Below are 23,721 nucleotides of genomic sequence, written 5' to 3' on the forward strand. Positions count from 1 at the left end.
CGCCCGTCACGTGACCGGGTGACGGACCGGAGGCGCGGTGCCGGCTGGCACCGCGCCTCCAGTCCGTCTGTGGTGGCGTCTACTTCAGGTCGGCGAGGAAGCGGTCCGTCCAGGCGAGTGCCGGAGCGCTCGGGACCGAGCTGCAGGTGGACATCGCCGTCGTCGAGGAGCACGGGGTGTCCCGGTCGAGCGACCAGTAGTGCACGCCGGCGAGGCCGTTCGCCTTCGCGTAGGCGGACAGCGTGTCGACGTCGGCGAGGGTGAAGACCTCGTCGGAGGCGTCGTTCACGCCGATCATCGGCGTGACCTCGATCTTCGACGGCGCGATGCCGTACGTGTGCTCGAGGTTCGTGACGGCCTGGATCGAGGACTTCCCCATCTCGCAGGTCGACCCGGAGAGCACGCAGTTCGCGGCGGTGGCGCGCCCGAAGTCCATCGTCATGAGGTTGACGGTGTAGTTCGTGAGCGACGACGCCTTGATCGCCTTGACGGTGGCGTCGCCGGTGCTGTTCAGCCCGCCGAAGCTCCCGTCACTGGCGGCGAGGGTGGCCAGGGTGAAGGAGAACCGGAGGCCCGGGTACTTCGACTGGGCGAGCGCGGCGGCGTTGACGAGGTTCTGCACGTCGGCGGCGGACTGTCCGCTCTCGATGTCGAAGTCGACGCCGATCATGTGCGGGGTGGCGTAGCGGGCGATGAAGCTCTGCAGCGCCGTACCGGAGCACTTGAACGAGCCGGCCGCACCGCCGGTGCTGACGATGTAGTCCACGCCGGCGGCGTCGAGCTTCGGGATGTTGGCGCTCGCGAACGCGTCGGCGGCGACCCCGCCCCAGTTCTCGCTCCCGCAGGTCCCGGTGGCGAAGGCGAGGGTGATCGCCTTGAGGCCGGGCTCCCTGGTCGAGACCAGGCTGTTCGAGCTCCCGACGACCGGGATGCGCGTGCCGGTCACCGCGGTGTTCATCACGTTCGTGTTCCAGTCCAGGTTCACGGTGACGTCCTTGTACGGGCTGAACACGAGGCCGCTCGCGGTGCCGCCGCTGCCGCCGGTCCCCGGGTTGGTGGTGCCGCCTCCGCCGGGGTTGGTGGTGCCGCCGCCGGTGCCGCTGCACGCGCCGGTGGAGGTCCACGGCTGCCCGCTGCCGGTCGCCCCCGAGTGCGTCGCGGGCTCGTCGCCCTGCGTCCACCAGTTCGCGGTGTAGTTGGTGCCGTTCTCGCTGACCGTGGCACCGCCGTTGTACGCGGTCCCGGCGGCCCAGGCGGTCGCGCACGACGGTGTCGCGGCGATGGCCGGTGCCGTGGCGAGCGATCCCCCCGCGATCGTCGCCACTGCGGCGGCCACCAGGCCGATCCGCACGCGGATGTCGTTCTTCACACGGTTCTCCTGTCCTCGGCCGGACGTCGTCGTCCGGCGGGTGGAACTCCTGCGACCCGATTTCGCAGGAGCATTGTGGAATACCCCTGCATATTGCTCCCAGGTGGAACGACCTGTCCATGAAAGGACGTACAGCTGCGGGATCAGTCCTTCGTCGCGACGATCGTGAACGTCGTCGGCAGCCGGTCCTGGTCAGCGTCGGGCCACGACCAGGAGCCGTCGCCCGTGTCGACCATGCGCGGACTGAAGCGCCACGGCAGCGTCCTGCCCTCGTCGAGCCGACGCAGCCGGAGCCCGGCGTCGAGCAGGGCGTTCACGATCTCGGACAGCGGGTGCGGCCACTCGAACGTGCGGGTGTTCGCGACCGTGCCGTCGCCGGCGTAGGTGCCCGCGTCGTCCCACTGCTGCGCGGTGCCGTCCGGGAAGTACCGGTACCGGGTGACGAGTTCGTCGGCCGACTCGTCGAGCGCGTACAGGGCCGGGTGACCGTCCCGGATGAAGAACACCCCGCCGGCCCGGAGCAGTGCGGCGACCTGCGCGGCCCACCGGTCGAGGTCCGGGAGCCAGCAGATCGTCCCGATGCTCGTGTAGACCACGTCGAAGTCGCCGACCACCGCGGCGCGGGCGTCGAGGACGTCCGTCTCGACCCAGGTGACGTCGAGCCCGAGGCGTCCGGACAGTCCGGCGGCGGAGGCGAGGGCGGCGGGCGAGAAGTCCACGCCGGTGACGCGGGCACCCTCGCGGGCGAGGGACACGGTGTCGGTGCCGATGTGGCACTGCAGGTGGCAGACGTCCAGGCCGCGCAGGGATCCCGAGGGCAGCCACGGCGTCAGGACGGGGAGGTCGTCGCGGACCACGGTCGAGCGGTGCTCCGGGTCGGCGAGCGCATCGATCTCGTAGGCGCCCTCGTGGATCGGCACGCGGTCGTCCCAGTTGGCGCGGTTGGTCTCGCGGGCGTGGTCCCAGTCGACGGTGACGTGATCCGTGCTCATGCGATCGAGCCTAGGACAGCGTGAGCCCGAGCTTCCGGCCGGCCAGTCCGCGGCCCATCGTCGTGACACGGTCCGCGATCGCCTGCAGGGCCACGGCTGCCGGGTCGGTGGGCTGCCCGAGGACCACCGGGAGCCCGGCGTCCCCGCCCTCGCGGAGCGGCACGGAGAGCGGCACGCTGCCGAGCACCGGCACGGGGGAGTCCTGGTCGCGCGACAGGCGCCGTGCGGTCTCCGCGCCGCCGCCCTCGCCGAACAGGTGCAGGACGCTGCCGTCCGGCTGCACCAGCCCCGCCATGTTCTCGACGACGCCGATGACCCGCTGCCCCGTCTGCCGGGCGACGATCCCGCTCCGCTCGGCCACGTCCGCCGCGGCCGCCTGGGGTGTGGTCACCACGAGCACCTCGGCGTGGGGGAGCAGCTGCCCGACGGAGATCGCCACGTCCCCGGTACCCGGCGGCAGGTCGAGCAGGAGCACGTCCAGGTCGCCGAAGAACACGTCGGTCAGGAACTGCGAGACGGTGCGGTGCAGCATCGGGCCGCGCCAGGACACCGCGGTGGAGGGGTTGTCGACGAACATCCCGATCGACACGACCTTCACGTCGTGCGCCACCGGCGGCAGGATCATGCTGTCCACTCGCGTGGGTCGTGGTGCGACGCCCGCGGAGTCCGTGAGCCCCATGAGGCCGGGGATGCTGAAGCCGTGTACGTCCACGTCGACGATGCCCACCCGTCGGCCACGCGCAGCGAGCGCGACGGCCAGGTTCGCGGTGACGGTGGACTTGCCGACGCCGCCCTTGCCGCTCGTGACGGCGATGACCCGGGTCAGGGAGTCCGGTGTGAACTGCACGCCCTTCGGTCGGCCGGCGCGGAGTCGTTCGGTGAGTGCGGCGCGCGTCGCGGGGTCCATGACCGACACGTCGACGTCCACGGTGGAGACACCGCCCACGGAACCGGCGGCGGCGCGCACGTCGCGCTCGATGGTGTCGGCGGCGGGGCACCCCGTGATCGTGAGCTGCAGGTCGACGCGCACCGCGCCTCCCGGCTGCACGTCGACCCCGCGGATCATGTCGAGCTCCGTGACGGGGCGGCGGATCTCGGGGTCGATGACGCGGGCGAGCGCAGCGAGGACCGCCGAACCGAGCCGTTCGTCGGACGGGACGGACTCAGCCACGGGCGGCGCTGCCGGACTCGTCCGCGAAGCCGGCGTCGTCCGCGTCGCGGCGGTCGAGCTCCTCGAGCAGCGACCGGATCTCGGCGCGGATGAAGTCCTTCGACGCCATGTCCCGCATCGCCAGCCGGAGCGCCACCACCTCACGCGCGAGGTACTCGGTGTCGGCCAGGTTCCGCTCGGCGCGCTGCCGGTCCTGCTCGAACTGCACGCGGTCGCGGTCGTCCTGCCGGTTCTGCGCGAGCAGGATGAGCGGTGCCGCGTACGAGGCCTGCAGGGACAGCACGAGCGTCAGCGCGGTGAAGCCGATCGCCGCCGAGTCGAACTGCCACGCCTTCGGCGCGAGGGTGTTGTAGCCCATCCAGACGGCGCAGAAGAGGGTCAGGCCGACCAGGAACCACGGCGTGCCCATGGCGCGGGCGATGCCCTCGGTGGCGCGACCGAAGGTGTCACCGCGGCCTCGGCGTCGGGTCGGCAGGACGCGGGTGCGCATGCCCTTGGGCGAATCGAGTCGAGCGTCGGTGCGCTCGCGATCGCGGCGGTTGTCATCCGTTCGGGCCACGGGTGGTCCTCCTTCCCGTCGTCACGGGCGTCTTGCGCGGGCGTTGGCGTGGGAGCGGTGAGGGTTCCCCCTCGCCCTGACTTCGCCAGTCGTCCGGCAGGACGTGGTCGAGGACATCGTCGATCGTCACCACCCCGACGAGTCGGTGGGCGTCGTCGACCACGGGCACGGACAGCAGGTTGTAGGTCGCCATGATGCGGGTGACCTCGGCGGCGCTCGCGTCGACCCGGACCGGGTCGGTCTGCTGGTCGATGAGGGTGCCGAGCCGTTCGTTCGGCGGGTACCGCAGCATGCGCTGGAAGTGCACGAGCCCGAGGAACCGCCCCGTCGGCGGCTCGTACGGCGGGAGCGTGACGCACACCGCGGCACCGAGCACCGGCGCGAGTTCGTGTCGACGGACCAGGGCCAGCCCCTCGGCGACGGTGGCGTCGGCGGAGACGATCACCGGTTCGGTCGTCATGAGGCCGCCGGCGGTGTCGGGCTCGTACTCGAGGAGCATGCGCACGTCCTGCGCCTCCTCCGGCTCCATGAGCTCGAGGAGCGCCTCGCTGCGCTCGTCGGAGAACTGCGCGAGGACGTCGGCGGCGTCGTCGGGCTGCATGTGGTCGAGGACGTCGGCGGCACGGGAGTCGTCGAGCCGGGTGAGGATCTCGATGCGCTCCTGGTCGGGCATCTCCTCGAGCACGTCGGCGAGCCGGTCGTCGGGGAGTTCCTCGGCGACCTCGAAGCGGCGTTCCTCCGGCAGGTCGAGCAGCGTGGAGGCCAGGTCGGCCGGCAGCAGGTCGGAGTACGCGGCGATCACGTGCTCGGCCGACTGGGCCTCGCCCGGCAGCTCGTCCTCGGTGACCTCGTTCCAGGTCGCGAACGTGGTCGGGCCCTTGCCGAACGGCGACGGCGTGGTCTTCGGCTTGCGGAGGAAGAGCTGCGACACCTCCCAGTCGCCCTGCCCGCGGTCCTCGATCGCGACGTCCTCGATGGAGGCACGGATGCGCTCCTTCTTGATGAGGACCTTGCGACCGAGCATCTCCGCGATGACCCGGACCTCGCCGCCGCGCTGCTCGAAGCGGCGCATGTTCACCAGGCCGGTGGTGATGACCTGCCCGGCACCGATCGAGGTGATGCGGCCGATGCTCACGAAGATGCGGCGTTTGCCGGGGACCTCGACGATGAGTCCGACGACGTGCGGGGGATCGACTCGGCGGTACACGACGAGGACGTCGCGCACCCTGCCGACGCGGTCGCCCGCGGGGTCGAAGACGGAGCACCCGGCGAGGCGGGCGACGAAGACCTTCGTGGCGCTCACCCGACCCAGCGTAGTCGTTCGCCCCTGCGCCTTCGCCTCGGGCGGTCGGGTCCTTCCCTGTGAGTGCACGTGCGATTGCAAGGTGTGCGGTGAATGATGGCTGTGTGAGCAATCAGAGCCCGTTCGGCGGTCGGACCGCCCAGGCCTTCCCGACGCTGCCCAAGGGCGACGTCCTCGGCACCTACGACAGCTACCCCGACGCCCAGCGCGTGGTGGCGAAGCTGGCCGAGGCCGACTTCCCGGTCAACCAGCTCTCGATCGTCGGCAACGACCTCAAGACCGTCGAGCGCGTCACCGGCAAGATGACCTACGGACGGGCCGCCATCGCCGGCGCACTGTCCGGCCTCTGGCTCGGCATCTTCTTCGGCATCGTGCTCACCCTGTTCTCCCCGACCGCGGGTGGGCTCATCATCGCCGCTGCCATCATCGGCGCCGCGTTCGGCATGCTCTACGGCATCGTCTCGTTCGCGATCACGAAGCGGCAGCGCGACTTCACGAGCGTGCACCAGGTGCTCGCCACGAACTACCAGATCGTCGTCGAGCCGCAGCTCGTCGGGCAGGCCCGTCGCATCCTGGGCGAGGCCGGGCTCGCGCCCGCCACGCACTGGAACCCCGGCACGCCGGGTGCTCCGGGCCCGCAGAGCGGTCCGGGTGCCGGTGGGCCGGGGCTCCACGGGCAGCAGCCGTGGCGGCCGGGTCCCAGTTCCCCGGTTCCGCCCCAGCAGTCGCCGTACGGCGGGCACGCCACCCCGCACCAGCAGCCTGGAGGCCCGCAGCAGTCCGGCACGTCGGCCCCCGGTGCGCAGACGGGAGCGCCGCGCTACGGCACGAACGAGGGCCCGCGCTACGGGGAGACCCCCGCGACCGCACCAGCTCCCGCCCAGCCCGCGGCCGTCCAGCAGCCCCGTCACGACGAGCCGCCGCGCTACGGCGAGCGGGTCACCGGCGCCGCGCCGACGTCCGCGCCGGGGTCCGCTCCCGCGTCGCCGACCTCGGACGCGAAGGACGACGAGTCCCGCTGACGCGCGATCCCCGCGAGATCGCACTCCGGCGCGTTCGATTCCTGCCGAGATCGCACTCCGGCGGTGGTCGGCGGCGGTGATGACCGCGGAAGTGCGATCTCACCGCGGTGCCGACGGGGCCGACGGGGCCGACGGCGCCGACGGCGCCGACGACCGCGTGACGCCGGGCTACAGGACCTTCGAGTAGCAGATCGAGGTCGGGACCCCCGCGTACGGACCGAAGTTCGCGATGCGCGAGAACCCCTCGCGCTCGTAGAACCCGATCGCCCGCTTCTGCTCGTTGCCCGTCTCGAGCACGAGCGCCGGCGATCCGAGGTCGATCGCGGCCTCCTCCAGTCGACGCAGCAGGGCCGCCGCGACCCCGGCGCCCCGTGACTCCGGCCGGACGTACATCCGCTTGATCTCGGTGATGCCGTCCTGCACGACGCGCAGCCCGCCACACCCGAGCGGGGTGCCGTCCTCGTCGCGCGCGAGGAAGAACACCGCGATCGACTCGGCCGTGGGCTTCTCGCCCGGCTCGGTGTCGCCGCCGTACGCACGGTCGATCTCCAGCCGCTGGGCGGCACGGAGCCGCTGCGCGTCCGGGGAGTCGAAGTGCTCGACGTCGATCACGACGGTGCCCGCGTCGGGGCTCGACGGTGTGCTGGGGGAGACCTCCGGTGTCGTCACACGCTCAGGCTAGCGGCCGGAGCGGGCGATCCACCCCTCCACTTCCGAGGGGGTCCGGGGGATGCCGACCGACAGGTTCTCGGCGCCGTCCTCGGTGACCAGGATGTCGTCCTCGATGCGGACGCCGATGCCGCGGAACTCCTCGGGGACGGTGAGGTCGTCCTGCTGGAAGTACAGGCCGGGCTCGATCGTGAAGACCATGCCGGGCTGCACGGTGCCGTCGATGTACATCTCGCGCCGGGCCTTCGCGCAGTCGTGCACGTCGAGGCCGAGGTGGTGGCTCGTGCCGTGCACCATGTAGCGACGGTGGAACTGGTTGTCCTGCTGGAGGGACTCCTCTGCCGTGCCGGGCAGGAACCCCCACTCGGCGGTCTTCCGGGCGATGACCTCCATCGCGGTGGCGTGCACCTGCCGGAAGGTGATGCCCGGCTTGACGATCGCGAAGGCGGCGTCGGCGGCCTCGAGCACGGCCTCGTACACCAGGCGCTGCACGTCCGTGAAGGTACCGCTGACCGGCAGCGTACGGGTGATGTCGGCCGTGTAGAACGAGTCGACCTCGACACCGGCGTCGATGAGGATCAGGTCGCCCGGCTGCACGGCGCCGTCGTTCCGGGTCCAGTGCAGGATGCAGGCGTGGTGACCGGACGCCGCGATCGTGTCGTACCCGACCGTGTTGCCGTCGGCGCGGGCGCGGCGGTTGAAGGTGCCCTCGACGATGCGCTCGCCGCGGGGGTGCGCGAGCACGGCGTCGAAGTCGGCGATGACGTCGTCGAAGCCGGCCTTGGTGGCGTTCACGGCCTTGCGGAGCTCGTTGACCTCGTACGCGTCCTTCACCAGGCGGAGTTCGGACAGGTCGCGGGCGAGCGCGTCGTCGGTCGCGGGCACGCCGTCGGTCTCCGGTGCGCCGCCGACGGCGCTGCCGATCCGCTCGTCGAGCGTGCGGGTGAGGTCGGTGTCGGCGTCACGGACGAGCAACGCCGAGGCGTCGAGCTCGGCGGCCACCGTGTCGAACGAGCCGAGGTCGGCCGTCGCGAGGCCCAGGTCCGCCGCGACCTCGTCGAGGGAGGGACGCGGTCCGACCCAGAACTCGCCGATCTCCGGGTTGGCGTAGAACTCCTCGGAGTCGCGGCCCGCGGTCGCGCGGAAGTAGAGCGTGGCGTCGTGCCCGGAGCCGTTCGGCGTCATCACGAGCACGGAGCCGACGACGGTGTCGGTGCCCCACCCGGTGAGGTGCGCGAACGTGGAGTGCGGGCGGAACGGGTAGTCGCAGTCGTTCGAGCGGACCTTCGCCTGTCCGGCGGGCACCACGATGGTGCGGCCCGGGTGCAGCTCCGAGATCGCCGCACGGCGCTCGGCGGCGAAGGCGGCCTGCTCGCGCGGCTCGGGCAGCGGACGGTCGCGGTCGGCCCACTGCGAGCCGATGTAGTCCTTGAACGTCGAGGACCCGGGGGTCGTGGAACGGTTGCTCGTCGCGCGGGGAGTGGTGTCGGACATGCCTCCATCATCGCACCGCCCGGCGGACCGCGGCCTGTGCGCCTGCTCACCTGCGGATAGCATTGGCGACGTGCCCGATCCGTTCATCGACCTGCACGCGCACTCGAGCGTCTCCGACGGCACCGAGCGACCCGCGGACCTCGTCCGGGCGGCAGCAGCCGCCGGACTGGACGCCGTCGCGCTGACGGACCACGACACGACGGCGGGCTGGGCCGAGGCGATCGCGACCGTGCAGGACCTGCCGGTCACGCTCCTCCCGGGTCTCGAACTGAGCACCCGCGTCGGGTACCGCAGCGTGCACGTCCTCGGCTACCTCGTCGACCCGGAGGACCCGGGCCTCGTCGCCGAGACCGAGCGGATCCGCGACGGCCGGCTGGCACGTGCCCGCCGGATGGTCGAGCGCATCGGCAGGGACCACCCGATCACCTGGGACGACGTGCTCGCGCAGTCGCGGGACGGTGCGACCATCGGCCGCCCGCACATCGCCGACGCCCTCGTCGCCCGCGGGCTCGAGCCCGACCGCAGCGCGGCGTTCCGCGGCATCCTGCACCCGGCGTCGGGCTACTACGAGCCGCACGAGGCACCGACCCCGCTCCGTGGCGTCGAGCTCATCCGGCAGGCCGGCGGGGTGCCCGTCATCGCGCACCCGGCGGCGTCGACGCGCGGCATCGTGATCGACGAGCCGGTCCTGCGCGAACTCGTCGAGGCCGGTCTCGGCGGGCTCGAGGTCGACCACCGCGAGAACCTCGCCCACGGCAAGCGCACCCTGCTCGACTGGGCGGCGCGCTACGACCTGGTGGTCACCGGGTCGAGCGACTACCACGGCACCGGCAAGCCGAACCGGCTCGGCGAGCACCGCACGTCGCGGGCGGCGTTCGACGCCATCTGCGCCGAGGCGACCGGCAGCGCCCCCGTCGTCGGCGCCGGCTCCCGCCTGGCCTGACCCGGGCCCGGGCCTCGGCCCGGCGGACACCGCTCGGCTGCGCGCCGCCGCGATCCGTCCGGCAGGGCGAGGCTCGGGGCGCAGCCCCGACGGCCGGGGACGACGAAGGGCCCGTCGCGGATGCGACGGACCCTTCGGCCTGGAGGCGCTACTCGCCGTCCGACGTGCCCTGCGGTGCCGAGGCGGTGGCCTCGGACCCGGTCCCGGCGCCGCGGCGGCGGCGCCGACGGCGACGCTTCGCGGTGCCGTCGGCCGACGCGCCCTCGGTGCCGGCGGACTCTGGAGCCGACGACTCGTCGGACGCGGGCTGCGAGGCGGGGCGGTCCGTGCCTCCCGAGCGGGTGCGGGTGCGCGGCGGCCGCGAGCCGCTGCGCGGACGGTCGCCCGTCTTCTTCTCGGCGGGACCACCGGCCGACGCGGCGTGCGCCGAGGCGCCGGGCAGCCGGCCCTTGGTGCCCTTCGGGATGTCGAGCTCCTCGAACAGGTGCGGCGACGACGAGTAGGTCTCCACGGGCTCGGGGATGCCGAACTCGAGGGCCTTGTCGATCAGCGTCCACTTGTGCAGGTCGTCCCAGTCGACGAACGTGACCGCGATGCCGGTCTTGCCGGCACGGCCGGTGCGACCAGCGCGGTGCAGGTACGTGTCCGGGTCGTCCGGGATGGTGTGGTTGATGACGTGCGTGACGTCGTCCACGTCGATGCCGCGGGCCGCGACGTCGGTGGCGATGAGCACGTCGCGCTTGCCGGCCTTGAAGGCGGCCATCGCGCGCTCGCGCTGCTCCTGGTTGAGGTCGCCGTGCACCGCTGCGGCGTTGAACCCGCGGTCCTTGAGCTCCTCGACGAGCTTCGCGGCGGCACGCTTCGTGCGGGTGAAGATCACGGTCTTGCCGCGACCCTCGGCCTGCAGGATCCGGGCGATGACCTCGTCCTTGTCGAGCGAGTGCGCGCGGTAGATGACGTGCTTGATGTTGGCCTGCATGAGGCCCTCGTCCGGGTCCGTCGCGCGGATGTGCACCGGGCGGCTCATGAACCGGCGGGCGAGCGCGACGATCGGCGCCGGCATCGTGGCCGAGAACAGCATCGTGTGCCGCACGGCCGGGATCGCCTGGAAGATGCGCTCGATGTCCGACAGGAACCCGAGGTCGAGCATGCGGTCGGCCTCGTCGAGCACGACCTCCTGCACGTGCGAGAGGTCGAGCAGGCGCTGGCGCTGCAGGTCGATCAGGCGGCCCGGGGTGCCGACGACGATCTGGGCGCCGGCCTTGAGCTGCTCGATCTGCCCCTCGTACGCCTTGCCGCCGTAGATCGACACGATGGTCGTCGGGCGGTTCGAGGTCGCGAGCTCCAGGTCCTCGGTGACCTGCACCGCGAGCTCACGGGTCGGGACGACCACGAGGGCCTTCACGCCGGGCTCCGGGGTGGCCCCGAGTCGCTGGATGAGGGGGAGGCCGAACCCGAAGGTCTTGCCGGTACCCGTCTTGGCCTGACCGATGATGTCCTGGCCGGTGAGGGCGAGCGGGATCGTCTGCTGCTGGATCGGGAAGGGCTCGAGGATGCCCTTCGTCGCGAGCGCGTCGACGATGTCCTGCTCGATGGAGAGGTCTGCGAAAGTCAAAGAATCACCTTAGTTCTGGTGGAAGTCTCGACCAGTCTACCGACGGCCCGCTCGGCGGCGGTCGTGCGGCTTGTCGGAGGGCCCGCGCCCCCTATGCTGGACGGGTGGTGTCGTGGTGGAACCGGAAGCGCGCTGCGCAGCTCGCCGCCGCGTGGCTCGCGTCGCGGAACCCGCGGAACGCGTCCCCGGTGGAACGCCTGCAGCTGGACGACGTCAGCCCCGAGCTCGACGTGTACCTCGGCCAGGCGGCGTACCTCCAGCTCTCGCTCTACGAGACGATGGGCCGTGCCGGTGCCGGCGCCCCGACGCTCTCCGGTCGACTGGTCACCGGCGTCCTCGCGACCACGGCGCTCGAGCGGCACCGGACGATCGTCGCCGAGATCGAGCGGACCGGCGGTGACCCGGCAGCGCTGATGGCGCCCCACCGCGAGGCGATCGACCTGTTCCTGGACCGGACGAGCGGCGCGGACTGGTACGAGTCGATGCTCACCGGCTACGTGACCGCGGGGATCCTCAACGACCTGTTCGGCTCGTTGCTCCGGTCGCTCCCGGCCGAGGTCCGGCAGCGCCTGAAGACGGTGTTCGACGCGCGCGAGGAAGCCGCCGTCGTCGAGGAGCTCACCGCACGCATCGCGGACGACCCGCAGGTCGGTTCGCGGCTGGCGATGTGGGGGCGTCGGCTCGTCGGCGACACGCTGCTCGTGGCACGCTCCGCGCTGGCGTCGCACGCGCGAGAGGACCAGGAGCGGCTCGAGCCGGTCTGGACCGAACTCATCGCCGCACACACCCGCCGGATGGACGCGCTCGGCCTGACGGCCTGACGGCCTTCGGTCCTGCGCTCTCGGCTCAGGTGCGCTGGGCTCAGGCGCCCTGGGCCTTGGCGCGCTCGTAGAAGGCGGCGTCCGCAGCGGTGCGGCGCCGACCGAGCACCCACTCCGCCACCAGGGCAACCACGCCGGAGCCGACCAGTGCGACGACCCATATCCAGGTCGCGTCGTACTTCCAGCCAGCCCACGTGAGCGCTTCCCAGAGGACGGCGGCGGTGACCCCGCCGACGACCGGACCGAGCAGCGAGCCGCGGGTCGAACGCCACGGCACGACGACGTGCGCGATGGCGCCGGCGATCAGGCCGCCGAGGACCGCGAAGAGCAGTTCCACGTCGTCAGGCGACGAAGCCGATGCGACGGGCCTCTTCCGCGCCGACCTCGACGTAGGCGAGCGAGGCGACGGGGACGATGAACCGGCGGCCCTTGTCGTCCTGCAGCGCGAGGTGCGTCGACTTCGCGTCGAGGGCCTCCGCCACGGCCTTCTCGATCTCGTCGGCGGTCTGGGCGGTCTCGAACGCGATCTCGCGCGGGCTGTTGGTGATGCCGATCTTGATGTCCACGACCACAGCGTATCCGAGGGGCCGACGGGGGTACCGGGCGTTCGCCGCAGGCGCACTGGCCGTGGCGGCCCGACGTTGTCGGTCCCGGCGGTTACCGTACGAGGGTGCCCCAGACGACCCTGATGCCCGCCCCTGCGGACGCCGGTGTCTCGCGGGCCCTGACGACCGACCCGGCACAGGCCGCGGTCCTCGCCCTGCCCGACGGGCGGCACGCCGCGGTGCTCGGCGCTCCCGGCACCGGCAAGACGACGACGCTCACCCGGCTCGTCGCCGCGCGGCTCACCCGCGACGACGCGATCTCGCCGGACGGACACGCCACGGTGCTCGCGTTGACCTCGGCGCGCACGGCCGCGACGGCGCTGCGCGACCGGCTCGCCGCCGCCGTGGACCGTGCCGTGCCGGGGGCACTCGCCCGCACCGTGAACTCCCTGGCGTTCCAGATCGTCGCGCACGCGGCCGCCGTGCAGGGGCTGGAAGCACCGACGCTCCTGACCGGCGGCGAGCAGGACCGCGTCATCGCCGACCTGCTGGAAGGGCACGAGCTCGACGGCACCGGTCCGGACTGGCCCGCCCCGATCACGGAGGTCGTCCGCGAGCGCGCCGGGTTCCGCACCGCCCTGCGCGACGTGATGATGCGCGCCGTGGCCGCCGGCGTCGAGCCCGAGGACATGCGCGAACTGGCCGACGACACCGGGCGGCCGGAGTGGCGGGCGGTGGGTGACTTCGTCGACGAGTACCGCGCCGCGGTGACCGCGTTCCGCTCCACCAGCCTCGATGCCGCCGAACTCGTCGCCTACGCGACCGCCGCGGTCCTGCGCGGCGAACTCCCCGCGAGCGTCGGGGCGCTCCGGCTCGTCGTGGTGGACGACACCCAGGAACTCGTCGAGGGCGAGATCGCGTTGCTCGGGGCCCTCGCCCGGTCCGGCGTGCAGGTCGTCGCGTTCGGCGACCCGGACATCGCGGCGTCGGCGTTCCGCGGCGCGGAGCCGGACGTGCTCGGGCGGTTGGCCGTGCGCCTCGGCGTCGACCGGGTCGACGAGCTCGTCCTGACGACGGTGCACCGCCACGCCGCACCCATCCGTGCGCTCGTCTCCGGGATCACCGCGCGCATCGGCGCCGCCGCCGCCGGCCGGCAACGGACCGCCACGGCCACGGCGGCGGACGCCCGCCCCGACGCGGTCCTGCACCTCGAGGGCGCGAGTCGCGCAGCACTCGTCGTGGCGGTGGCCCGGCGACTCCGCGAGCACCGGCTGCTGGACGGCGTGCCCTGGCACCGGATGGCGGTAGTCACCCGGAGCGGCGCAGCCATCCCCGAACTCGTCCGTGCCCTCTCGGTGGCCGAGGTCCCCGCGACGGCCGGCGCCGCTCCGGTGCGTCCGCGGGACGACAGCGCAGCGCGGTCGCTGCTCGATGCCGCTGCCGTCGCGCTCGGGGTCCTGCCGCTCGACGCGGTGCTCGCGACCGCGTTCGCCACCGGGCCGCTCGGTGGCCTGGACACCCTCGCCATGCGCCGGCTCCGACTCGCACTCCGGCGTGAGGAGCTCGCCGGCGGGGGCAGCCGCACCGCCGACGAACTCCTGGTGGACGCACTCGGGGCGCCCGAGCGCCTCGCAACGGTCGACGCCGGGTTCGCGCGTCGAGCGACCCGACTCGCCCGCAGTCTCGTGCAGGCCCGCACGGACGCCGAGGCCGACGCCAGCATCGAGGAGATCCTCTGGGGTCTCTGGGAGCGGAGCGGCCTCGCCGGCACGTGGGGCGGGCAGTCCCTCGCCGGCGGGGTCGGCGCCGCCGAGGCCGACCGGCACCTCGACGCCGTGGTCGGGCTCTTCACCGCGGCCAAGCGGTTCGTCGAGCGCACACCGGACGCCCCGGCGCGGGTGTTCGTCGACGACCTGCTCGGGGCCGACCTGCCGGAGGACTCGATCGGCCCCGACCGCACGGCCGGACGGGTCCGCGTGCTCACCCCCTCGGCCACGATCGGTCTGGAGTGCGACGTCGTGGTCGTCCTGGGACTGCAGGACGGCGTCTGGCCGAACACCCGCGTCCGCGGCAGTCTGCTCGACCCGGACGGTCTGGTCCGCGCCGCCGCCGGCACCGACCACGCTGCGATCGACGACCGCGCCGCCGTGATCGCCGACGAACTCCGGCTGTTCGCCCGGGCCGTGTCACGTGCCACCACCCAGGTCGTCATCGGCACCGTCGCGAACGACGACGAGGCCCCGTCGCCGTTCGTCCGGCTCGTCCCGGTGCCGCCCGACCGCCAGCCCACCGTGCACCCGCTGTCGCTCCGCGGCCTCGCCGGGTCGCTCCGTCGCCGCGTCGTGTCCACCGGCGACCACGAGGCCGCGTCCGCGCTCGCCCGGCTCGCCGAGGCCGAGGTGCCCGGGGCGTCGCCGGACGACTGGTACGGGTTGCTGGAGCCCTCGACCGAGGAGCCGCTGGTCGACCTCGCCGCCGACCCGGAACCCGCGCACGAGGGCGGGGAGCCTGTCGCCCCGACCGTGTCCGTCTCGCCGTCCCGCATCGGCACGTACGAGGAGTGCCCGGTGCACTGGTTCGTCCAGACGTTCGGCGGCAGCGCCCCGAGCCCGGCGATGGGCATCGGGACGATCGTGCACGAGGCCATGGAGCACGCCACCGCGGTCGACGTCGAGTCCCTCTGGCAGCACGTCGAGGGACGCTGGGACGAGCTCACGTTCGAGTCGCCGTGGATCGCCGACCGCGAGCGGGCGCGCACCCGTCGGATGATCGAGGGGCTCAGCGACTACCTCCGCACCTTCGCGAGCGCCGGTCGGCAGCTGCTCGGTGCCGAGACGTCGTTCGCCCTCGTCACCGGTCCCGCCCGGATGCGCGGCAGCATCGACCGGATCGAGGTCGACCCGGCTGGCCGCGTGAGCGTCGTCGACCTGAAGACCGGCCGGTCGATGCCGAGCGAGAAGAACGACATGCCCGAGCACCCGCAGCTCGGCGCGTACCAGCTGGCGGTCGAGGACGGCGCGGTCGAGGGGGTGCCGGCCGGATCCCCGATGGCCGACGCCCGGCTCGTCTTCGTGCAGAACGCCCGGGGCGGCCACGCCTACTCCGAACGGACCCAGGCCGCGTTCGACGACGACGACCGCGACGCCTACCGGCAGCGGCTGCACGCCGTCGCCGAGGGGATGGCGGGACGGACCTTCCTGGCGAACGTCGACGACCACTGCGAGAAGGCCCGGACCGGTATCGAGTGCCGGATCCACGTCGTGGGAGAGGTGACCTGGTGACCGGAGAACAGGTCCTGCGAGCGTCCGACGACGTCCTCGCCCAGGCGCCCCGCCACGACGCGGACACCATCGCCGACGCCCTCGGGCGTCCCCGCCCCACCGCCCAGCAGCGCGCCGTCATCGAGTCACCGCTGACCCCGGCGCTGGTGGTCGCCGGCGCGGGCAGCGGCAAGACCGAGACGATGGCGTCCCGCGTCGTGTGGCTGCTCGCGAACGGGATGGTCCGCCCGGACGGCATCCTCGGCCTGACCTTCACCCGCAAGGCCGCCGGCGAGCTGTCCGTCCGGATCAACGACCGCATCCGTGCACTCGAGGACGTCGGGCTGCTCGACGCCGGCGACGCCTTCGAGGCCCCGACCGTGTCGACGTACAACGCCTTCGCCAACTCGGTGTTCCGCGAGAACGCGCTGCTCGTCGGCCGGGACGGCGAGTCCCAGGTGCTCACCGAACCGTCCGCGTGGCAGCTCGCCCGCCGGGTCGTCGTCGCCGCGCGGGACGACCGGCTCGCCGGGCTCGACCGTGACGTCGACACCGTGACCGCGGCCGTCGTGGCGCTCGCCGGAGCGGTGTCCGAGCACCTCGTCGAGCCGGAGCGCGTGCGCCGGTTCGCCGTCGAGTTCGCCGGACTGCTGGAACTGCCCGGCAACAACCGCGGTGCTCCGTACAAGGCCGTCACCGACGCCGTCGCCGCGATCGGTGCGCTCGAGCCGCTCGTCGACCTGGTGGAGGAGTTCCGTCGGCAGAAGGTCGACCGCGGTTTCGTCGAGTTCTCCGACCAGATCGCCCTGGCCCTTGCCGCCGCCGAGTCCGCGCCGCGCGTGGTGGACGACCTCCGTGGGCGCTACGGCGTGGTGCTCCTCGACGAGTACCAGGACACCTCGGTGGTGCAGACACGGTTCCTCGCCCGGTTGTTCCGCGGGCACCCCGTGATGGCCGTCGGTGACCCGCACCAGTCCATCTACGGGTTCCGGGGCGCGAGCGCCGCCAACCTCGCGCGCTTCCCGCGGGACTTCGGGGGCGACGGTGGCGAACGTCCGGTGACCTTCGCGCTCTCCACCAGCTGGCGGAACCCCGTCGACGTCCTCGCCGGGGCGAACGCCGTCGTCGCGCCGCTCTCCGAGGCGTCCGAGGTGGACGTCGAGCGGCTCGAACCCCGGCCGGGAGCCGACGCCGGCACCGTGCAGGTGGCGTTCCCGGAGACCCTGCCGGAGGAAGCCGCGGCGGTCGCCCGGTGGTTCGCCGACCGCCGCGCCGCCGAGCCGACGGGCTCGCTGGCGCTGCTGCTGCGCTCCCGGAAGGACCTCGCGGCCTTCACCGGTGCGCTCGGCGACCACCGGGTGCCCTACCACGTGCTCGGGACCGGCGGCCTGCTCCAGCGGCCCGAGATCGTCGACCTGGTGGCGTGCCTCCGCGTGCTGCACGACCCCGCCGCGGGCAACGACCTCCTCCGGGTGCTCGCCGGAGCCCGGTGGCGGATCGGCGCCGCGGACCTGGCGGCGCTGCACGCCCTCGCGCGGTGGCTGTTCGGCCGCGACCACACCCAGCAGCGCCTCGACGACGACCTGACCGCGGCCTTCCGGGCGTCCGTCGCGGCGGGGGAGCACGGGTCGATCGTCGACGCGCTCGACTTCGTGGCGACGGCGCCGCACGAGCACGGCGCGCTCGCCGACATCAGCGACGAGGGGCGCCGGCGGATGCGGGAGGCCGGCAAGCAGCTCGGGGCGCTCCGGTCCCGTGCGGGCGGTGACCTCGTCGACTTCGTGACGCTCGTCGCGCAGGAGATGCGGCTCGACATCGAGGTCGCGGCGCACGAGCAGGGCAGCGGCGCGTTCCTCGACGCGTTCATCGACGAGCTCGCCGGCTTCGTGACCACCGACGACCGGGCCGACCTCGGTGCGTTCCTCGGCTGGATCGACGCCGCCGCACGGCGCGACGACATGGGCCCGCGGTCCGAGGAACCCGAAGCCGGCACGGTGCAGATCCTGACGATCCACGGCTCGAAGGGTCTCGAGTGGGACGCCGTGGCGGTGCCGCGCCTGGTCGAGGGTGCGCTGCCGGCCCGCCCGCAGGAGGGCTCGTCCGGGTGGATCGGCTTCGGTCGGCTGCCGTACGAGTTCCGGGGCGACGCCGAGGAGCTCCCGCGACTGGACTGGCGCGGCCACGACACCCAGAAGGACGTCACGGTCGCGATCGACGCCTACAAGGAGCAGGTGAAGGCGCGCAACGAGGACGAGGAACGTCGGCTGACGTACGTCGCGCTGACCCGGGCGAAGCACGACCTGCTCGTCACCGGTTCGTTCTGGGCCGGCGGGGTCCGGCCGACGGCACCCAGCCGGTACCTCCACGACCTGGTCGAGGCCGGCGTCGTCGACGGGTCCGCCGTGCCGAAGGCGACCGAGCACGAGGAGAACCCGCTGGGCGAGGCCGGGGCCACCCAGTCGTGGCCGCACGTCCCGTTCGGGCAGCGGGCAGCGCGCGTGGTCGCCGCGGCCGACCGGGTCCGGAACGCGAACCCGGGCGCCGCCGGCCGGTTCTCGGCGGACATCGACCTGCTGCTCGCCGAGCGCGCGGCGAACCGGTCGGCCCGGCACACGGTCGTCGTCCCGCACCGGGTGCCGGCGTCCGGGTTCAAGGACTACCTCGCCGAGCCCGACACCGTCGCCGAGCGGTTGCGCCGCCCGATGCCGGAGCGGCCGTACCGGGCCACCCGCCTCGGCACGCTCTTCCACCAGTGGGTCGAACAGCGCGCCCGCAGCGGTGGCGCGCTCGAGACGCTCGACGCCTGGGACGGCGAGCTCGACCTCGACCTCGACGACGCCGTCGACGCGTCGGTGGACGCCGTCGTGACGGACGACGACGCACGCCGCCTCGCCGACTTCCAGGCGACGTTCGCGCGGTCGCGGTGGTCCGGGCTGACCCCGGTCGAGGTCGAGCGGGAGATCCACATCCCGTTCCTCGGGCACAGCGTCGTCTGCAAGCTCGATGCCGTCTACGAGATCGACGGTCGTGCCGAGGTGGTCGACTGGAAGACGGGCAAGGCGCCGACGGGCGCCGACGACCTGGCGAGCCGGCAGTTGCAGCTCGCGCTGTACCGGGTGGCGTACGCCGAGTTCACCGGCCGGTCGATCGACGAGGTCGACGCGGTGTTCTACTTCGTGGCCGACGACCTCGAGGTCCGTCCGACCGAACTGCTCGACCGTGCCGGGCTGGAACGAGCCTGGCGCGACGCGATCGGCTGACGGTGCGCGCCGACGAGGCGGCGGCGGGCCGTGCCTCCAGGCCGGGGTGGGGCGGCGTCAGCCGTGCCGACGTTCGGTCGACGACAGCAGCTGCTCGACCTCGCCGATCTCCATCGTCTCGGGGGAGACCGACTGCAGCGGCGCCGCACTCGGCGTCTGCACCGCGTCGACGAGCCGGTGCATCATCGCGACGGCGTCGTCGACGACCTCCGTGCTCTTCGCCTGCACGCCGTGCAGCAGCCACTGCGCCGTCTCGAGCTCGTGGTGCACCCGGGCGCGCTGCGCGAGCTGCCGGTCCCGGCCGCCGCCGTTCGCCTCGTACGCGCTGAGGACGGTGTCGAACGCGTCCTTCCGGCCGGCCAGCACCCAGGCGAGGTCCTTCGCCGGGTCACCGAGCCGCAGCTCGCCCCAGTCGATGACGCCGGAGACCGCGTCGCCCTCGACCAGGATCGTCTGGGTGCCGAGCGAACCGTGCACGACGGTCGGTGTGAACTGCCAGAGCTGCTGGTCGCGCGCGGCGCCCTCCCAGCGCTCCTTGAGCGCGGCGGGCACGAGCTTCGTCGCGACCGCACGGTCCATCACGGACACGGCGGAGCGGAGCACCTCGAACGGGGTCAGCGACGGGAGTCCCGCGTCGGTGACGAAGCTCGTCGGCAGCTGGTGGACCGCGGCGATCGCGCGGCCGACGCTGGTGGCGAGTCCGGGTCGTTCGACGAGCGTCTGCAGCGTGGGGTGGGACCCGGGCAGGTACGAGGTGACGATGGCGCGGGTCGAGCCGATCGGCGCCTGTCCGCGGTACTCGGCCACAGCGAACGGGAGGCGCGTGCGGATCCCGGCGCTCAGGGCACGGATCGCGACGAGGTCGGCCGACTGCCGGGCCTCCGCGCGCTGGTTGCGTGGACGGCGGATCGCCGACTCGACGCCGTCGGCGTCGCGGAGGACGGCCGACTCGTAGTCCCCGGACGCCGCCGAGCCGAGCGTGCGCGTGCCGGTGACCACGAGGCCGGAGACGGCCGTCGTCGCCAACGCGGCTAGAGTGAACTGGGATCCCGCCATGCCCCTCAGGGTAGGTCCGCAGCCGGTGGTCGAGCGTGCGCCACGCTGGCCCGCGACAGCCCGGGCTCCCGAGCCGCCACCCCGACCCGACCCGAGGAGCCCCCTGCCGTGACCGTCGAGTTCGCAGCCAGGCTGCCCCTCTCCCGCAACGACCTCGACCGCGACGCGGAGTTCCGCACGACCGAGGACCTCGAGCGCGTGCTGCGCGAGGACCCGTCGACCCGGTACCTGCCCGTCCGCGGGTCGGAGATGCTCCGGAACGCCGACGGCACGCTCCGGTTCGTGTCGGCCGACGCGGTCCCGGACGGCACCGTCACGCTGTACCTCGCTCGCGCGGTCTCCGACGCCCCGGACGCCCCCGCCGGCACCCGGTTCGTGGCGGCGTTCGTCAGCCCGGACACGGCGGCCGCCATCGAGCCGGACGACGACGCGTGGGAGAGCCTGCGGATGTTCGGCACCGAGCTGTCCGCCCGTGACCAGGGGCTCGCGGTCGAGGCCGTGGCGATGGCGAACTGGCACGCGGTGCACGGCTTCTCGCCACGGACCGGGTCCGCGACCGACGTCGTCACCGGCGGGTGGGTCCGCCGCGACCCCGAGGGGCACGAGCACTTCCCGCGCACCGACGCGGCGATCATCGTCGGGGTGACCGACGCCGACGACCGGATCCTGCTCGGCTCGAACGCCGCGTGGGACGCGGACCGGTACTCGCTGCTGGCGGGCTTCGTCGAGCCGGGGGAGTCGCTGGAGGACGCCGTCCGCCGCGAGGTCTGGGAGGAGTCCGGCGTGCGCGTCGAGGAGCCCGAGTACCTCGGATCCCAGCCGTGGCCGTTCCCGGCGTCCCTCATGCTCGGGTTCCGTGCCCGTGCGGTGGACGGCGACCCGACGACCGCCCGGCCCGACGGCGTGGAGATCCTCGACGTTCGCTGGTTCTCCCGCGAGGAGATCCGGGAGCGTGCCGGCGACACCCTCCTGCTGCCCGGCAAGACCTCGATCGCCCGCGCCATCATCGAGGAGTGGTACGGCGGGCCGCTCGACCTGCCGTGAACGACGCGGTGCACCGGCGTGGTGCCGCGGGCGCAACCGGCGCCGCGGGCGCGACCGGTGCGGGGCGCACGCCCGGTGCGGTGGGCGCGCCTGGTGCGGCGGCGTCCGACGTGCTCCGTCCGCCGTCGCCCGACGAGCTGCTCGCCGCCCTCGACGCCGAGCAGCGCACCGTCGCCCGGACCCTGCTCGGGCCGGTGGCGGTCCTCGCCGGCGCCGGCACGGGCAAGACCCGCGCGATCACGCACCGCATCGCGTACGGCGTCGCGACCGGCACCTACGCGCCGAACCACGTCCTCGCGCTGACCTTCACCACCCGGGCCGCCGGCGAGCTGCGGTCGCGGCTGCGGTCGCTCGGTGCCGGCACCGTGCAGGCACGCACCTTCCACGCCGCGGCGATGGCGCAGCTCAGCTACTTCTGGCCGGACACCGTCGGTGGGCACGCGCCGCGGATCGTCGAGTCGAAGGGGCGGATCATCGCGCACGCGGCGGACACCATCGGGCTGCGCGTCGACACCCCGTCGCTCCGTGACCTCGCCGCCGAGGTCGAGTGGCGCAAGGTGCAGATGCTCTCCTACGAGGAGTACGAGGCCGCGGCCGCCGAGCGGGTGATGCCGCGGGACACCTCGCCGCGTCGGGTGCTCGACCTGATGCGCGCCTACGAACAGCTCAAGGACGACCGCCGGCAGCTCGACTTCGAGGACGTGCTGCTCGCCACCCTCGGCATGGTGGAGTCCGAACCGCGGGTGGCGTCCTACGTGCGGCAGCAGTACCGCTTCTTCGTGGTCGACGAGTACCAGGACGTCTCGCCGGTGCAGCACGACCTGCTCCGGGCCTGGCTCGGCGGCCGCGACGACCTGTGCGTGGTCGGCGACGCCAGCCAGACGATCTACTCGTTCGCCGGCGCCTCCAGTCGCTACCTGCTCGGCTTCGGTTCGGAGTTCCCCCGCGGCTCCGTCGTGCGCCTGGAACGGAACTACCGCTCCACCCGTCAGGTCGTGCACGCCGCGAACACGCTGATGCGCGGACAGCCGGGCGCGCTGGACCTCGTCGCGCAGACGACCGAGCCGGGGCCGGAGCCGACGGTGCTCGCGTGCGTCCACGACGGCGACGAGGCACAGACGGTCGCGCGCACGATCGCGTCCCTGGTCGCCGGCGGCACCTCGCCCGCGTCGTACGGCGACGTCGCCGTGCTGTACCGCGTCGGCGCCCAGGCCGCCGCGATCGAGTCGGCGCTCGGCCGCGCGGGCATCCCGTACCGCGTGCAGGGCGGCACCCGGTTCTTCGACCGGCCGGAGGTCAAGCTCGCCGTGCACCACATGCGGGGTGAGGCCGTCCGGCAGACCGACGACGAGCTCACCCGACGGGTCGGACTCGTGCTGCAGGTCAGCGGGTGGACCCCGACGCCGCCGGAGGGCACCGGGGCGGTCCGTGAGCAGTGGGAGGCCCTGCAGGCGATCATGGGGTTGGCCGAGGCCGCCCCGGCCGGCACGTCGATGCAGCAGTTCACGCAGGACCTGGTCGACCGTGCCGCGACCCACCACGAGCCGGAGCTCGACGCCGTCACCCTCGCGACCCTGCACTCGTCGAAGGGCCTCGAGTGGCCGCACGTGATCGTGGTCGGTGCGGCCGAGGGCCTGCTGCCGATCTCGCACGCCACGACCGACGACGAGGTCGACGAGGAACGTCGGCTCTTCTACGTCGGACTGACCCGCGCCCGCCGGTCGGTCACGGTCACGTGGTCCGCGCAGGGGTCCACGCGTGGGGGAGCCCGGGTGGCGAGTCGCTTCCTGGCAGCGCTCGGCACGCACACCGAGGATGGAACGACACCGGCTGCACGCTGACCGCCAGGTCGTCGCGGTCGAACACGAGCTGTTCGTCCTGCGGGCGCTGGGTGACGAGCGGCAGCCGCTCGAGCAGCATCCGGGTCGCCGACGCGGCGACGGCCGCGGTCCGGTACGGCGACAGCGGCGCCGCGGGGCGGCCCCACACCTGCGCCGCGATCGCCGGCCAGGCGGGGTCGTCGTCGACGTGGCCGTACTCGACGCACTGGAGGCACGGGCCGGCACCCGGGACGACGAACGGCCCGAGACGCACGCGTCCGTCACCGACGACGACCGCCAGGTGCGGCACCCCGCGGCGGGTCCAGGCGGCGCGCAGGGCCGGGTCGACGACGTGGTCGGCGACCACCACGGCCAGGGCGGGGTCCTGCGTCGGCAGCACCACGGGACCGCCGCGTGGCGCCGAGGTCCGGGCGACCGTCACGCCCTCGCCCTCGAGCAGCGCGGCGATGCTGTCGGCCAGTCGGCCGGTGCCGTGGACCTCGACGCGGGCCAGCGGTTCCGGCAGGACGTCGACCACGGCGGGGGATGCCGCGCCGAGCACCCGCGCGGCGACGGCCGGAGGGCACCCGGACGCTGCCGCGAGGCCGGACAGCGCCTCGCGCCCGGTCTCGCGACGGAGTGCGGCGAGGAAGCGTTCCTCGCCGGTGCTCGGGACCGGCACGACGGCACGCGGTGGATCGACCCCGAGCTGCACGGTGGTCGGGTCGCGCCAGACGAACTCGAGCGTCGGATCGATGCGGATGCCCATGCCCCCACG

The 23,721-nt window shown here is 73.3% G+C and carries 19 protein-coding genes; 7 read left to right on the plus strand and 12 right to left on the minus strand.

What is annotated here, in order from left to right:
- Window positions 1-79: 79 nt before the first annotated feature.
- The 5 genes from ACRQ4B_RS07285 to ACRQ4B_RS07305 form a co-directional block, all read right to left on the minus strand.
- On the minus strand, window positions 80-1,369 hold the full coding sequence (locus ACRQ4B_RS07285) for a carbohydrate-binding protein (protein ID WP_439694022.1): 1,290 nt from the start codon (window positions 1,367-1,369) through the stop codon (window positions 80-82).
- A gap of 143 nt (window positions 1,370-1,512) precedes the next feature.
- The gene (locus ACRQ4B_RS07290) at window positions 1,513-2,361 is read right to left on the minus strand and encodes a class I SAM-dependent methyltransferase (RefSeq protein WP_439694023.1); all 849 of its coding nucleotides are present in this window, start codon (window positions 2,359-2,361) and stop codon (window positions 1,513-1,515) included.
- A gap of 10 nt (window positions 2,362-2,371) precedes the next feature.
- Window positions 2,372-3,532 (minus strand): Mrp/NBP35 family ATP-binding protein, encoded by a 1,161-nt coding sequence (locus ACRQ4B_RS07295; RefSeq protein WP_439694024.1) that lies wholly within the window; start codon window positions 3,530-3,532, stop codon window positions 2,372-2,374.
- The gene (locus tag ACRQ4B_RS07300; protein ID WP_439694365.1) at window positions 3,525-4,022 is read right to left on the minus strand and encodes a DUF1003 domain-containing protein; all 498 of its coding nucleotides are present in this window, start codon (window positions 4,020-4,022) and stop codon (window positions 3,525-3,527) included. The genes ACRQ4B_RS07295 and ACRQ4B_RS07300 overlap by 8 nt, the downstream gene beginning before the upstream one ends.
- Before the next feature lie 52 nt (window positions 4,023-4,074).
- The gene (locus tag ACRQ4B_RS07305) at window positions 4,075-5,394 is read right to left on the minus strand and encodes a magnesium transporter MgtE N-terminal domain-containing protein (RefSeq protein WP_439694025.1); all 1,320 of its coding nucleotides are present in this window, start codon (window positions 5,392-5,394) and stop codon (window positions 4,075-4,077) included.
- A 104-nt stretch (window positions 5,395-5,498) separates the two neighbouring features.
- Between ACRQ4B_RS07305 and ACRQ4B_RS07310 the strand changes: the two genes are divergently transcribed.
- Window positions 5,499-6,416 carry a general stress protein gene (locus ACRQ4B_RS07310; RefSeq protein ID WP_439694026.1) on the plus strand — a complete coding sequence of 306 codons (918 nt, stop codon included), beginning with the start codon at window positions 5,499-5,501 and terminating at the stop codon, window positions 6,414-6,416.
- 168 nt (window positions 6,417-6,584) lie between these two features.
- On the opposite strand, the gene ACRQ4B_RS07315 is transcribed toward ACRQ4B_RS07310, so the two are convergent.
- Both ACRQ4B_RS07315 and ACRQ4B_RS07320 read right to left on the minus strand, forming a co-directional pair.
- Complete coding sequence (locus ACRQ4B_RS07315; protein ID WP_439694027.1) at window positions 6,585-7,085, minus strand: GNAT family N-acetyltransferase; 501 nt, start codon at window positions 7,083-7,085, stop codon at window positions 6,585-6,587.
- Window positions 7,086-7,094: 9 nt separating this feature from the next.
- Complete coding sequence (locus tag ACRQ4B_RS07320; protein ID WP_439694029.1) at window positions 7,095-8,579, minus strand: aminopeptidase P family protein; 1,485 nt, start codon at window positions 8,577-8,579, stop codon at window positions 7,095-7,097.
- A 70-nt stretch (window positions 8,580-8,649) separates the two neighbouring features.
- Between ACRQ4B_RS07320 and ACRQ4B_RS07325 the strand changes: the two genes are divergently transcribed.
- Entirely contained in the window at window positions 8,650-9,522 is an 873-nt protein-coding gene (locus ACRQ4B_RS07325; RefSeq protein ID WP_439694030.1) for a PHP domain-containing protein, read from the plus strand.
- A gap of 148 nt (window positions 9,523-9,670) precedes the next feature.
- Here the strand turns inward: ACRQ4B_RS07325 and ACRQ4B_RS07330 are convergent, their stop codons facing one another.
- Entirely contained in the window at window positions 9,671-11,137 is a 1,467-nt protein-coding gene (locus ACRQ4B_RS07330) for a DEAD/DEAH box helicase (RefSeq protein WP_439694032.1), read from the minus strand.
- Window positions 11,138-11,241: 104 nt separating this feature from the next.
- Between ACRQ4B_RS07330 and ACRQ4B_RS07335 the strand changes: the two genes are divergently transcribed.
- Window positions 11,242-11,958, plus strand: coding sequence for a ferritin-like fold-containing protein (locus ACRQ4B_RS07335; protein WP_439694033.1), 717 nt, complete (start codon window positions 11,242-11,244; stop codon window positions 11,956-11,958).
- Window positions 11,959-11,998: 40 nt separating this feature from the next.
- Here ACRQ4B_RS07335 and ACRQ4B_RS07340 read toward each other — a convergent pair whose 3' ends face one another.
- Together ACRQ4B_RS07340 and ACRQ4B_RS07345 are read right to left on the minus strand one after the other, a co-directional pair.
- A complete protein-coding gene (locus ACRQ4B_RS07340; protein ID WP_439694034.1) occupies window positions 11,999-12,295 on the minus strand; it encodes a hypothetical protein in 297 nt (98 codons plus the stop codon).
- 4 nt (window positions 12,296-12,299) lie between these two features.
- Window positions 12,300-12,524 (minus strand): DUF3107 domain-containing protein, encoded by a 225-nt coding sequence (locus ACRQ4B_RS07345; protein ID WP_439694036.1) that lies wholly within the window; start codon window positions 12,522-12,524, stop codon window positions 12,300-12,302.
- Window positions 12,525-12,628: 104 nt separating this feature from the next.
- Here ACRQ4B_RS07345 and ACRQ4B_RS07350 point away from each other — a divergent pair, with 104 nt between their 5' ends.
- Window positions 12,629-15,784, plus strand: a complete 3,156-nt coding sequence (locus ACRQ4B_RS07350; RefSeq protein WP_439694037.1) for an ATP-dependent helicase — start codon at window positions 12,629-12,631, stop codon at window positions 15,782-15,784.
- Complete coding sequence (locus ACRQ4B_RS07355; protein ID WP_439694039.1) at window positions 15,781-19,023, plus strand: UvrD-helicase domain-containing protein; 3,243 nt, start codon at window positions 15,781-15,783, stop codon at window positions 19,021-19,023. The genes ACRQ4B_RS07350 and ACRQ4B_RS07355 overlap by 4 nt, the downstream gene beginning before the upstream one ends.
- A 57-nt stretch (window positions 19,024-19,080) precedes the next feature.
- Here ACRQ4B_RS07355 and ACRQ4B_RS07360 read toward each other — a convergent pair whose 3' ends face one another.
- Window positions 19,081-20,079 (minus strand): phosphotransferase, encoded by a 999-nt coding sequence (locus ACRQ4B_RS07360; protein WP_439694040.1) that lies wholly within the window; start codon window positions 20,077-20,079, stop codon window positions 19,081-19,083.
- Window positions 20,080-20,187: 108 nt separating this feature from the next.
- On the opposite strand from ACRQ4B_RS07360, the gene nudC reads away from it, so the two are divergent.
- Window positions 20,188-21,123: an NAD(+) diphosphatase gene (gene nudC, locus ACRQ4B_RS07365; protein WP_439694041.1), complete on the plus strand. Its 936-nt coding sequence runs from the start codon at window positions 20,188-20,190 to the stop codon at window positions 21,121-21,123.
- Between the two features lie 110 nt (window positions 21,124-21,233).
- Window positions 21,234-22,964, plus strand: a complete 1,731-nt coding sequence (locus ACRQ4B_RS07370; protein WP_439694042.1) for an ATP-dependent helicase — start codon at window positions 21,234-21,236, stop codon at window positions 22,962-22,964.
- On the opposite strand, the gene ACRQ4B_RS07375 is transcribed toward ACRQ4B_RS07370, so the two are convergent.
- Window positions 22,855-23,712: a hypothetical protein gene (locus tag ACRQ4B_RS07375; protein ID WP_439694043.1), complete on the minus strand. Its 858-nt coding sequence runs from the start codon at window positions 23,710-23,712 to the stop codon at window positions 22,855-22,857. The two genes, ACRQ4B_RS07370 and ACRQ4B_RS07375, sit on opposite strands and share 110 nt — an antisense overlap.
- Window positions 23,713-23,721 lie beyond the last annotated feature (9 nt).

Origin of the sequence: Curtobacterium sp. SP.BCo (genome assembly GCF_051903265.1) — a bacterium.
In the GTDB taxonomy this organism is placed as follows: Bacteria; Actinomycetota; Actinomycetes; order Actinomycetales; family Microbacteriaceae; genus Curtobacterium.